This is a genomic window from Tunicatimonas pelagia, from assembly GCF_030506325.1.
Taxonomy (GTDB): domain Bacteria; phylum Bacteroidota; class Bacteroidia; order Cytophagales; family Cyclobacteriaceae; genus Tunicatimonas; species Tunicatimonas pelagia.
On record NZ_CP120683.1, the window covers coordinates 4,830,301 to 4,842,990 of the forward strand.

A 12,690-nucleotide genomic window follows, 5' to 3' on the forward strand; every position below is an offset into this window, starting at 1 on the left:
TCAAACACGCTCTTAGGTACTACAAACATTTAGTAGCAGTTACATAGCAAAAACCTAAGGTAGGTACTGATTTGGGGTAGATGAGTCGATGATGTTTATTCATCATATCCAAAAAACCCACTTCACCTTTTGTTTACAGTTTCTTAATACTGAGGTAACCTAAGTTAGCGTCTTGCCTTCTACTTTCGCAGTATTGTTACTAATTCATTTGAGTGTATAACGAATTGGGTGCAGAGGAAAAGCGAGTGGGAATGCAGAGATTCCCTTAATTTTGAGGTCTTCAACCACCATCAAAAAAACTCGCTATGGAAGTAAAGGAAGCAAAAATCAACCAGATAAGACAACACTTAGATCAGATAATAGCCCAAATGGATGCCCGAAGTAAAGAAGGAATGAGAATTCATCAGGTAGAGCGGTCTTTGTTTACCAGTTTATTGCAGTTAGGTTTTCAACTGTTAGAATACTACATTTTGAGTATACAACAGGTAGTCGCTGTTCAGGGGGTTCCCGTTGATCGTGCAGGGGAAAAGATGAAGAACACCGGGCTGCGTAGTCGGCCTTACCGAAGCATTTTTGGCCCGTTATCCATTGCCCGCCCCAAGTATTACTCAACCACTGGTAAGAGCTATTACCGGCTGGACGAAGCGTTGGGCTTACCCAAGAGCAACTATTCTTACGTATTGGATGATTGGTTAGGGTATGGGGCCACCGAGATGGACTTTGCCCAAAGTGCTGAGCAGTTGGAGCGCATCTTAGGTCATCCCCTAAGGGGTATGCAAAGCCAACGGTGTAGTTACAGGCTTTGCGAGCAAGTAAAAGACTTTTATGAGCAACAAGCCTGGGAAAACATAGAAGATGGTACTCATTTGAGCGTAGGCTTTGACGGTAAGGGGGTGCCCATTCGTCGCAGCGAAACTCAGCGAGCTGAGGAAAGTACGGCGGTTCGTCTGAGCAAAGGACAGAAGAAGGGGGTCAAAAAAGAAGCCACAGTAAGCCTGAGCAGTTCGTTTACCCCGCGGCCCCGGCAGGCTCAAGAACTCTTAGAGAGCTTGTTTTGCCCTACCCATGAGCCGCAGAAGCCCGATGGAGGGCATACCTGGCACGAGCACAAGCATCTACGAGCCTTTCTCTCAGACAAGGTAGGGGCCATCCGCTACGGGGTGGAAAACCTACTTCGGCGCGATGCTAGTGCAAAAAAGCCGATCATCGTTTTGATAGACGGTGACCGAGCCTTAGAAAAAGCAGTTCGGCAAGTGGTAGAAGAAAAGAAAGTTACCCATCGGGTAGAGGCCTACGTACTGGATTTTATTCACTTGCTAGAGTACGTTTGGAAGGTGGCTAACGCTCATTGGGGGGAGAAGCATCCCAATCGTTTTGCTTGGGTGAGAAGCCAAGCCGCCTTGTTACTAGACAGCCAGCATGATGAGGTACGACAGCAATGGCAAGTTATCTTGCAACAGGCTACCTTGTCTCAATACAAGCGTGACACTGTCCAACGAGCCATCACCTACCTGACCAACCATCAGCATATGGTAGATTACAAAACCTATCTACAGCTAGGATTTCCTATCACCACCGGAGCGGTGGAAAGTGCCTGTGGACATTTTGTAAAGAGCCGTATGGAGAGAAACGGCATGCATTGGGGAAAACAAGGTGCGCAGAATATGCTCAACCTACGAGCCGTCAGAAAGAACGGCGATTGGGACAACTACCTACAAACAGTAGTCAAACACGAACAACAAGCTCTTTACCAAAAAGCTGCCTGAGTTACACCCTTTTTGTTATACACTCAATTCATTTTGCGGTGAGATTCGCTCATCGTTCTGCCCTATTTACCTATCAAAAGTGCCTATTTTATGAACGTATTATTACGATTGTCTGTAGTGGCTCTTGCCACGAGTTTGGTCTTTCATCAGTCAATACTTGCTCAGGCTCAAAGTGGGCAGATTACAGGAAAAGTGACTGACACCCAAACGGGTGATTTACTGCCCGGTGCTACCGTGAGGGTTCAAGGAACTTCGCTCGGAACGGCTACCAATGTAGACGGACGCTACCTAATTCCCAAAACCCCAATTGGTGAGCTAACCTTGGTTATTAGCTCAGTAGGCTACCAAGGTATGGAGACTACAGTGAATGTTGCTCCCGGAGAAAAAATCACCGCCGATGTTACGCTGCAAGTCAGTTCTACTCAGCTAGATGATATTGTGATTACTGGACTTCGGAAGAGCCAGATTGATGCGATCAATCGGAAGAAGCAGGCGTTGAATACCAAAGAGGTACTCACCACCAACGATATTGGCCGTTTGCCCGATATCAACGTAGCGGAAGCCGCCCAGCGGGTATCCGGGGTATCCATCGAAACTGACAACGGCGAAGGTCGCTTCATCTCCATCCGAGGCATTCAACCTGCCCTAAACAATGTGACGCTGAATAATACAAATATTGGTTCTACGTCAGGTGGCCGAGAGACTCCGTTAGACTTGATGCCCGTAGAGATGATTTCTAGCATCGAGGTAACCAAAGCAGTGACTCCCGATATGGAGGGTAGTGCCGTTGGTGGGGCAATTAATATCAATACTATTTCGGCCTTTGATAAGGCAGAATCACAGTTTCTTATCGCCTCGGTAGACGGATTAATTCAGGAACAGCAAGCCGACTACGGAGACGATAAGTTTCCATTTAGAGCAGCCGTAACGGCAGGGAAGCGATTTGGCGAAAATGAAAAATTTGGGGCTGTGGTTTCCGCTAACTTTTTCCGGCGCGATTTTACGGTATCGGTACTTGACCCCGACCGCTGGCAGTTGCTGCAAGGCACTGATCCTAATGGTAATCCCTCTCCCGGTTATTTAGGTCCCAACGAAATAGAGATTCAGATGGAAGACAACGAACGTGATCGTTACGGCGTGACTGCCGACCTGGAGTATCAGTTTACTCCTAATAACTCGGTGTACTTCCGCTCACTCTACACGCACAACAATGAGCGACGACTCAATTCGGAGTTCGAGTTGACCGTTGCGGGGGTGGGCGAGGTAATCAATCAAACCCCTACCTCTGGGCAGTTTACTGCGGGGTCTGGCGAACTAGATTTGAGTAGCTCCGACGAAAATGAAGATTTATACAGCTTTACTTTAGGTACCGAACACCGCTTAGGGGCATTTTCGTTTGATGTATACGGAACCTACTCGCGAGCCGATCAGAATAGATTTAATATTGATGGTACTTATGAGAACCCTCCCGAGACCGAACCTTTGCTGGCAGCTACCTACAATGTATCGCCGTTCTTCTTTGACATTACCGCGATTAATCAGGAAGAAGCTCGTGACCCTAGCTTATATGTACTAAGAAGCCTGAACTTTAACCGCAACAATACGGTACAGGAAAATATGTACGAAGCTTCTATTGATCTGCGGTATGATTTTACTTTGGGAACGAGCATACCAGCTTATATTAAAATAGGAGGACGCTATCGCTCGCGGGAAAAAACGGTAGATAACGCGCAGGAAGAATACAACGATGATCGGGAAAACCCACTCACGGGGGACAATCTCGATAAAGTGAGTAACCCCTACCGATTAGATCAGTTTAATATTGAACCTCAGGGACCCGAACAAGGGGGAGCGCAACCCAATGTACACGGCGATGCGGAAGCGTTTCGGGAATTTTTTGCTAACCCCGAAACGCTGACTGACACCACACGGATCGCTTTTCGCCCCTACGATACTGCCGAAGAAATTTATGATGAAGACATCAGCTACAGCGAAGATGTAACCGCCGGATACATTATGGGAGTGGTAGATTTTGACTTTATGACACTCACCGCTGGGGTGCGAGTAGAGCATACCGCGACTAGTTCAGCACCGTTTACCTTATTAAGTAATGACGAAACCATTCCGTTGCAAGACCGCTTTGAGCAATTGTTTTTTGAAAATAGTTATACGAACATAATGCCTTCCGTACACCTGAAGGCCAATCCGTTTGATAACTTTATCGCCCGGCTTTCCTGGACAAACACCCTGGCCCGACCCGATTATGATCAGTTAGCGGGCACTTCGGAGCTTGAGATCAACGAAACCGCAACGGAGGGTCTATTTGATGGTACTTTTCAAGGAGCGAACGCTGGTCTGCAACCCTACGAGGCTATGAACCTGGATTTATCACTGGAGTATTATTTCCCGAGTGGCGGTATTTTATCAAGCGGATTCTTCTATAAGGATATTGACAGCTACATATTCGATTCAGAAATTACTCAGAATAATATTGAGTTTCAGGGAATACAGTTTGAAAGCCTTGGCTTGGCGCGGAGTCTTAATTTAGATAATGCTATCGTCCGAGGAGTTGAGGCTACCTACGATCAAGCTTTCACGTTTCTCCCCGGATTCTGGAATGGCTTTGGTATCACTGCTAATGTAGCTCTCATTGACTCAGAGGCCGAGTACCCTAACCGAGAGGACGATGACTTGCCTTTAATCCGTCAGCCCAACAGCGTATTTAACATCATCCCATATTATCAAAAGTACGGCTTCGAGCTACGCGCAGCAATCACCTACCGAAGTGAATTTTTGGATGAAATTGAGAGCCTTTCCAGTGGTTGGGTAGGAGATGCTGTAGAAGCAGGTTTTGCCGTATCTGATTTTGACGTATACGAGGCTTCCCGAACCGCAGTGGACTTAACGGCTGCTTATACGTTTCCTTCCCAGAAGTTCAAGATTCTGGCACAAGCCCGAAATCTAACAAACGCACCCGAGCAGGAGTACCGAGGTGTACCAGAGCGTTACGACCGTCACCAACTGTTTGGTGCTTCTTATTTCTTAGGATTTACGGTTAATCTGTAATTATTCTTACTAAATTGAAGCGACCGGAGGGGTTCTCTGATTGCTTACTTTATTTCTGAACTTATGAGATTTTACCTAACCTTTCTTCTACTACTACCGATAATTTCGCTGATTGCCCAACCTCGCGCTTACAAGTCACCTAGCTTTGCCACTGATTGGAGTAAGCCAGGATTACATCCCGATCATATTGTGCTTAACTTTTCTGATGATCCCGCCACCACTACCAGTGTAACCTGGCGAACTAGCCCTGAAGTAACCGAAGGCTACGCGGAGGTTGCGATTGCTGATGCCGCCCCTAAGTTCTGGCGCAATGCGAAAACGATCAAAGCAACCACCGAAACAATGGATGCTTCCGAAGTACTTACCGCCGAAGTAGTCTCTAACTATCATTCGGTAACTTTCACCAATTTGGTGCCGGATACACTATACGCCTATCGGGTGGGCGACGGTAACATCTGGAGTGAGTGGATTCAGTTTCGTACCGCTAGTCAGGAGCAGGAACCGTTCTCCTTTCTGTACGTGGGCGATGCCCAAAACTACATTCTTGAGCTGTGGTCGCGCCTGATTCGAGAGGGCTATCGCAAAGCTCCTGATGCGAGCTTTATCATTCACGCGGGCGATTTGGTAAGTGATGCCCACAGCGAACGGCAGTGGCATGAGTGGTTTACCGCCGGAGGCTGGATTCATAGGATGTTACCCTCTATTCCCGTACCCGGCAACCATGAGTTTGAACCTTACACCGAGGAGGAAGATGAGAACGACATCGAGCATTTGTCAATACAGTGGAATCCCCAGTTTACTCTACCTACCAATGGTCCCGAAGGGTTAAACGAGACTTCTTACTACGTGGATTATCAGGGAGTACGAATTCTAGCGCTCAACAGCAATGAGCAGTTGGAAGATCAGGCCGTTTGGCTAGAGGAAGTGTTGGCCGATAATCCGAATAAATGGACGGTCGCCACCTTTCATCACCCATTGTTCTCTGCTTCGGCTGGGCGCAACAACAACCGGCTGCGCGAAATATGGAAACCAATCTTCGACAAGCATCAGGTAGATATTGCTCTGCAAGGCCACGACCATAGTTATGCCCGTGGGCGGGTTGCTCCGCTAGGCGAAAATGTAGTGGCTGGATTAAACACTCGCGACGAGACAGGGACTGTGTACGTGGTATCGGTGAGTGGTGGCAAGATGTATCAGGTTCGGGATGGCTGGGAGGACTTAGGTGCTCAGCGTGATCGGGCAGCGGAAAACACCCAACTCTTTCAGATCATCGACGTGAACGGAGATACGCTCTCGTACCAAGCCTACACCGCCACTGGTGAACTCTACGATGCCTTTGATTTGATTAAATCGTTCGAGGGTGGACCGAACCGCTTCGTAGAACGAAAGCAAGAAGCCGTTGCGACTCGTCGTCACGATAACACCATCACCTACGAAGATAAGCTACCTCAGGATGTGGAAACAATGGTGATGAATCGCTACAAAGGTTACGAGCTAGACGGGGTTCGCTACGTACAAGAAGGTGATTTTACCGGCTATCAAGTAGAACTGGAAAAAGGTGAATCCGAAGTGAACCTGAAAATTAATAGTGAAGGCGAAATTGTGGAGGAAGTGATGGAGAATTAAAGCAGGGTTGCTGGATTATAGAATTAGGCTAGACGTTAAATATCGCTGATTTCATTCAAAAATAGCAAATCACTTAGTAAAAAGATGATCCAGAAGACCTGGGTCAAAGTCAAGAAATTTCGCAATAGCTTCTAAAAGCAACCTCATCATGTACCCTTCCCGAAGAACATTTTTGCGCCAATCACTAGCCGTTTCGGCGGGCTTTGTTGGCTTATCTAGTTATCTTACTCACGCTCACGCTCTAGCTCCCACCGCTTGGTCACCTACGAAGCAGTGGCTGGAACTACCCGAAGGCTTTACCGCCAAAATTATCTCTCGCTGGGGCGAGAAAATGAGTGACGGTTTCTTTGTCCCTAATCGGCACGATGGTATGGCCGCGTTTGATGTAAACGGTCAAGTTGTACTTATCCGTAACCATGAAAATAGTCCCACCCCCACTGAGTTTGGCCCATTCAACCAAGATAAAGCATTATTTCAAAAACTGGGCAAGACCAATTTCTTCGACTATGGTTCGGGCGAAAAACCCGGATTGGGCGGTACTACTACTGTGGTGTACGACGAAACTACCCAAACCGTGCGGGAGCAGTACCTGAGTTTAATCGGCACCAATCGCAATTGCGCGGGTGGCTCTACTCCCTGGAATACCTGGATTAGCTGCGAAGAAGATGTTACTCCAGCTGGCGATAGTCACGAAACCGCCCACGGCTATAACTTTGAAGTTCCGGCAGCTGGAAAAGGGTTAGTTGAGCCGATGCCCCTGCGGGCGATGGGTCGCTTCAACCACGAGGCAGTTTGTGTAGACCCTACTACCAGTATCGTGTACCAAACCGAAGATAGTGGGGACAGCCTGATTTATCGCTACCTCCCGAATACTCCCGGTAAACTGCATCAAGGCGGGGTACTTCAGGCTTTAGCAGTACAAGAGCAGCCCGGACTGGATACTCGCAATTGGAAGGCGCGAACGGTTATGGTGAACCAATCGCTTTCAGTTCGTTGGATTACCCTAGATGATGTGGAACCCACGGAAGATGACTTACGATTACGAGGACACGCTGCTGGAGCTGCTTTGTTCGCTCGGGGCGAGGGCATGTGGTTTGGTAATAATGAAGTTTACTTTGCGTGTACCAATGGTGGTCAGGAGTTAGCGGGACAGGTATTTAAGTACGTACCCAGTCCCTACGAAGGAACCCCTCGGGAGAAAGAATCACCCGGAGTCCTCACTCTCTTTGCCGAGCCGAATGATACCGATTTGCTCAAGTCTTGCGATAATTTGACAGTAGCTCCCTGGGGTGATGTCGTATTAGTGGAAGATAAGGCAAACTCGCACATTCGGGGTATTACGCCACAGGGAGAAATATATACCATTGGGCGTAACGTGGGTTCGGACTCGGAGCTAGCGGGAGCCTGCTTCTCTCCCTCGGGTCAGACATTTTTTGTCAATGTTCAAAATGAAGGATTAACATTAGCCGTAACCGGACCTTGGGAAAAGCTCCGTCGGGCTTAGTCTGAGAAAGTTACGTATTATCCACCACTTGGTATTGCAAGTAAAAAAAGAAAGAATAAGACACTGAAGCTGGTCTTCTCAAGAACAACTGCCGTACTGATCTGGAACGGAAAAGAAATAGAGCTAAACAACCAGCAGACAAAAGCACTGCCAGCGTGGTTGATTTTCAAAATCAGTTCTTTCCGATTTTATAGCAAAAAAAGAATAAAATATGATATAGCTAGTTGGCGGGCTGACTGTCCTGATATTCTGCCTCGGTTTGAAATGTTCTGAGTATCGTTTCAACTTCTCGTATCTGGGTTCGTTTATTATTGCTTGGGTGATAAACGTATCCTTCAATATAATAGAAACGATTAAGTACCTCATCTACGAAAGAATAACTAAGAAAAGGACCGCCCATCGTAATATTGCTCAGTTTCCAAAGCCCTCGAGCCTCAATAGCAAACTTACCGTTAAAATTGATAGTGTCGTAAACGATTGGCTCAAGTTCCTGAATAGTCATGTAGGCTGGCGGGTTGTCATCAACAATGTACTTGCCTAGTGTTTCCTCTCGAAACCCCATAATTCCTTCGGGCTGAAATATCTCTTCAGAGGTGTATTCTTGATAAGTGACTACAATACTTATATCAGGCTCTCCGACTTGCCCCAGTTGGCGAAGCCAGACAAACTGTTGTATGCTATCTTCTAGAGGCACCAAATCGTAATCCTGTGGAATTCGTAGGTAGAAGCTATGATCTTTCAACAGCTCTCGCTCAAGTGCTCTCTGCTCTCCTGATTTATAAAGTGCTTCCAGGTTTCTGTTTCGCTCCGTATCGGAGAAGTGCTGCCGTACTTGCTTACGATTAACTCGGAGATTTTCCAACAAAATATCCTCACTGACCCCAAACAGGTAGAGGTTCTTCTGCCCTCTGGCAAACACGTTGCTGATGGGATAACTGAAAAACGTAGAATCACTTTCTATGCGGGTCAGTGAGCTTTCAGTAAAAAAACGACGCATCCGCTCTCCCGAGGCACTTCGGTTGTCTAATGTGGTTACGAAGATCATATTCTTGGCACTTCGTAATACATCATTTAGCTTGAATGGATTGACGTAGCGCAGATCGAAGTAAGGTTCAGGCTGAGGTAATCCGGGAACATCTTGCATGAAAACCTGCCGTAGCTCGTCGCCTAACTCCCCCCGCCATGCGGTGGAGTCCATTACTAGAATAATTTCCCCCGCTGCACCTCGTGCGAGAGGGAGAGCACTTTCACTAGAACTCCTGCTTCCTTCGCAAGAAGCTAAACCGATAATAATAAGAGTAAAAAAGGAAAGAGAGCGTAAATAGGTAAGCAAAATCAAGAGTATGTTTGGTTAGGATGCACTTCGTTCAATTATACGAAGTAATCCGGATTTTGGTGCTCTGATTTTGCAAAAATGCAATTAACGACCGATAATCAGCTTTTGCCCAGGCTTGATGCTGTTAGAGCGTAGGTTGTTAAGCTGCTTAATTTTAGAGACCGTCAATCCTTGGTATTTGCGAGAGATTTCCCACAGTGAATCTCCTGGTTGTACCAAATGTACCTTACCATTGCCAATTGGGGTTTGAGCTGAAGCCACGGCTCTACTCGATGATTTTACGTAAAGTGTTAGTCGTTGCCCAGCATAAATCCGGCTTCCGCGAATATTATTCCACCGCCGAACATCAGATAGGCGTACTCCGTGACGCTCCGCAATTTTACCTAGCACATCGCCCCGGCGTACTCGGTAGGTCGTTTTGCTTCTTCCGTAGGTAGAACCACTGCTCTTCTGCGCCTGGGCAATAAATTGCTTCTTAATAGTTTCATTTCCGGCTGAGTCGAGAATAGCTGAAGAGTTAGCAGCTAAAAAATCGACTTTATCGGCCGGAATGCGGAGAGGGTACTTTTTGGCGGTCTCCGGAACTGCCGCTCTTCGCAACTCAGGATTGAGGTTTATCAAGTCCTCTTCGCATACGTTTAGCTGCTCGGCCAGCACCTTCAGGCTGGCAAACTGACTAATTAGTACTGTTTCGGCTTCTACCATATAATCCGGAATTTCTTCCTGCAAGTTATGCTCGTCAATGTAGTTGAGCGTGTAGGCGATAGCAACGAACTGAGGTACATAAGAGCGGGTTTCGCGTGGTAAGTAGCGATAGATACCCCAAAAGCTTTTCTTGTACCCGGAGCGACGAATAGCTTTACGGACGTTGCCAGGTCCGGTGTTGTAAGCGGCTAGAGCCAACTCCCAATCATTGAACATACCGTAAAGCTGTTTCAAGTACTTACAAGCGGCTTCGGTAGATTTCTCGGGGTCTTGCCGTTCGTCGATGTACCAATCGCGGTTTAGACCAAACATTCGCCCGGTGCTCGGCATAAACTGCCACAAGCCTACTGCCCCCACTCGAGATCGGGCAATGGGTTTTAGGCCAGACTCAACAATGGCTAAATACTTTAGGTTTAAGGGCAGATTATACTTTTTAAGATATTTTTCGAAAAGCGGGAAGTAAATATTTTTACGTCGAATTACCATGCGAGTGTATTCCCGGTCGCGAACGGTAAAATAATCAATAAAAGATTTTACTCGGTGGTTGTAGGTAAGCGGAATGTCAGTTTGTATGCAAGCAATTCGGTCAGCCACCAAATCATAAGAAGCATCGGGTACATATTCGTAATCGTACGCGGGTTGGTACAAAATAACCGAATCAGCAGGGTCAACTAATGCTGTGGTATTGCCACACGATGGTGCAACAATGGCAGTAACTAAAACTAAATAAAAAATTCCGACTGTTCTTATCATTACCTATCTCTTTAACGCTGAGTGCTTAGATACTGTAAGCAAATTCTGTACAATTTAACGAAAAAAAGTGATTTTATAAAGTATTTTTAGTTACTTAGGTTGGTTTGTCGCCTGTCTGTTCAGAAAGTGTTCAGCAAAGTTGAATAAATCACTTTCTTTGAATGCCCCGCCAATAATTTGCAGCCCAATGGGTAAACCTTCGTAGCTGTCACCTACCGGAACTGAAATAGCGGTAACTCCGGCAATAGAAGCCTGTACGGTAAACAAATCCGCCAGATACATCTCAATAGGAGTTGCTTTATCCCCTAGTTTAAAGGCTGGAGTTGGGGTAGTGGGCAACACAATAAAATCATATTCTTCTAATAAGTTACATGTGGCATTTTGCAGCAGACGGCGTACTTTCTGAGCTTTGGTATAATACGCATCGTAGTAACTTGCGCTAAGCACAAAAGTTCCCAGCATAATTCGTCGCTGAACCTCCTCTCCAAACGCCTCGGTTCGGGTTTTCTTATACATAGCTTCCATTGTATTACCCTCGGCACTGCGGTGCCCGTAGCGCACTCCATCGAAGCGAGAGAGGTTGGAGCTGGCCTCAGCCATCGTCAGAATGTAATAGGTAGGTAAGACGTACTCTAGCAGCGGAAAATCAATCGGCGACACGGCGTGTCCTTGCTGACGAAGCTGCTCTAATGCCTGCTCGGTTTTCTCTTTAATATCGGGGTGTATTCCCTGATGGTCTAGTGTATTTTGCAGATAAGCAATTTTACGAGGCTCAGATTGGGCAGAGAGTAGGGTGCTGTAGGCTGGAACGGGCTGTTGGGAGGCTGTGCTGTCGTATTCATCCGGCCCAGCCATAATTTCGGTAAGCAGTGCCGCGTCTTCTACGGTATGGGTTAGTGTACCGATAACGTCGAAAGAGGAGGCGTAGGCAATTAATCCGTAGCGCGAAATGCGGGAATACGTAGGTTTCATTCCGACTAGCCCACAAAAAGCTGCTGGTTGGCGGATAGAACCGCCCGTATCCGAACCCAACGAAGCAGTACACATATGAGCTTGCACTGCCACGGCCGAACCACCCGATGAGCCACCGGGCACGTGCTCGGGGTTTGCTGCATTTCGGGTAGTAAAAAACGAAGAGTTTTCGGTAGATGAGCCCATTGCAAACTCATCGCAGTTTTGCCGACCAATAATGATGACATCCTCACCGAGCAAGCGCTGTACGGCGGTAGCAGTAAATTGCGATTTAAAGCTATCTAGAATTTGGCTGCCACCTTGTAAGGAGTGGTTCTGGTGACAGAGCACATCTTTGAGGCCAATGACCATACCGGCCAAACGCCCCGCAGTGCCTAACGCTAGCTTACGGTCTATCTCAGCAGCCTGGGCTAAAGCCTCGGCTTCGTACACTTCCAGAAAAGCCCCGAGCTGCTGTTTTTCTCGGATATTGGCGAGATAATATTGTACAACATCCTGGCAAGAAATAGCTTTTTCTTGCAGCAGTTGCCGAATATCGCGAAATGAGGTGAATGACGGTAGGTTACGACTTGGTAGTGGTGGTTCGGCTTCCTTCTTCAATTTCGTCCTTAATTTCTTTAGTAGCATCTTTAAACTCACGGATACCACGACCTAGCCCTTTGGCCAGTTCGGGAATACGTTTGGCTCCAAAGAAAATAAGTAATACTAAAACTATCAAGAGAATCTCCCAGCCACCTAGACCGCCTATGAATGCAAGATTGGTCATCATATCTAATTATGTTGTGATAAACTACATTTTTAAGCTAAACGATAAATATAACGAATATATGCGTATGCTTCTCGTTTTAACGCAACTATTGTTCTTTTTGATGAATAAATGTGTTTGGGTATTCAGGTGTTCTCGTGCTTAAGTGTTATGGTGTTATAGTGCGAAGTGTTTAAGTATAAGTCTTCTCTTATCA

The 12,690-nt window shown here is 46.8% G+C and carries 8 protein-coding genes; 4 read left to right on the forward strand and 4 right to left on the reverse strand.

Annotated elements, in window-relative coordinates:
• The first annotated feature begins 305 nt into the window (after window positions 1–305).
• The 4 genes from P0M28_RS20680 to P0M28_RS20695 all read left to right on the forward strand — a co-directional run bounded on the left by P0M28_RS20680 (window position 306) and on the right by P0M28_RS20695 (window position 7,962).
• On the forward strand, window positions 306–1,766 hold the full coding sequence (locus P0M28_RS20680) for an ISKra4 family transposase (protein WP_302204760.1): 1,461 nt from the start codon (window positions 306–308) through the stop codon (window positions 1,764–1,766).
• Window positions 1,767–1,856: 90 nt separating this feature from the next.
• Window positions 1,857–4,832: a TonB-dependent receptor gene (locus tag P0M28_RS20685; RefSeq protein ID WP_302204761.1), complete on the forward strand. Its 2,976-nt coding sequence runs from the start codon at window positions 1,857–1,859 to the stop codon at window positions 4,830–4,832.
• 63 nt (window positions 4,833–4,895) lie between these two features.
• The gene (locus tag P0M28_RS20690) at window positions 4,896–6,458 is read left to right on the forward strand and encodes a purple acid phosphatase family protein (RefSeq protein ID WP_302204763.1); all 1,563 of its coding nucleotides are present in this window, start codon (window positions 4,896–4,898) and stop codon (window positions 6,456–6,458) included.
• A gap of 148 nt (window positions 6,459–6,606) precedes the next feature.
• Window positions 6,607–7,962: an alkaline phosphatase PhoX gene (locus P0M28_RS20695; protein WP_302204764.1), complete on the forward strand. Its 1,356-nt coding sequence runs from the start codon at window positions 6,607–6,609 to the stop codon at window positions 7,960–7,962.
• 220 nt (window positions 7,963–8,182) lie between these two features.
• On the opposite strand, the gene P0M28_RS20700 is transcribed toward P0M28_RS20695, so the two are convergent.
• The 4 genes from P0M28_RS20700 to P0M28_RS20715 form a co-directional block, all read right to left on the reverse strand.
• Entirely contained in the window at window positions 8,183–9,301 is a 1,119-nt protein-coding gene (locus tag P0M28_RS20700; RefSeq protein WP_367281877.1) for a DUF4837 family protein, read from the reverse strand.
• Window positions 9,302–9,382: 81 nt separating this feature from the next.
• Window positions 9,383–10,756 carry a lytic transglycosylase domain-containing protein gene (locus tag P0M28_RS20705; RefSeq protein ID WP_302204768.1) on the reverse strand — a complete coding sequence of 458 codons (1,374 nt, stop codon included), beginning with the start codon at window positions 10,754–10,756 and terminating at the stop codon, window positions 9,383–9,385.
• 90 nt (window positions 10,757–10,846) lie between these two features.
• Window positions 10,847–12,328 carry an Asp-tRNA(Asn)/Glu-tRNA(Gln) amidotransferase subunit GatA gene (gene gatA / locus P0M28_RS20710; protein ID WP_302204770.1) on the reverse strand — a complete coding sequence of 494 codons (1,482 nt, stop codon included), beginning with the start codon at window positions 12,326–12,328 and terminating at the stop codon, window positions 10,847–10,849.
• Window positions 12,291–12,494 (reverse strand): Sec-independent protein translocase subunit TatA/TatB, encoded by a 204-nt coding sequence (locus tag P0M28_RS20715; RefSeq protein WP_302210925.1) that lies wholly within the window; start codon window positions 12,492–12,494, stop codon window positions 12,291–12,293. Before P0M28_RS20715 ends, gatA begins: the two co-directional genes overlap by 38 nt.
• Between the last annotated feature and the right edge of the window lie 196 nt (window positions 12,495–12,690).